This window comes from Klebsiella sp. MS 92-3, assembly GCF_000195655.1.
Lineage (GTDB): Bacteria > Pseudomonadota > Gammaproteobacteria > Enterobacterales > Enterobacteriaceae > Klebsiella > Klebsiella pneumoniae.
Genome location: NZ_GL882858.1, coordinates 1 through 292, shown reverse-complemented (window position 1 = coordinate 292; position 292 = coordinate 1).

Here is a 292-nt window from a genome sequence, read left to right as displayed (position 1 = left end):
AAAAAAAAAAAAAAAAAAAAAAAAAGCGGCGCGGGGGGTCTGTTTTTTTGTTTAAAAACCAGGCAAGAATTAAAACTCAATACCTGGTTTGGTTGAAAAGTGAGCGGTTGAATTCTTTTTTTGAATTTATCCTTGTCACTTCAGAATTACCCCCTATAATGCGCCTCCACTGACACGGAACAACGGCAAACAAGCCGCCGGGCCAGGAGGATTCAGCGACGGAAATCGACGTTGAAAGCCGACAGAGGAAAGCAAAATAAGCGCTTGACTCTGAATGAGGAAAGCGTAATAT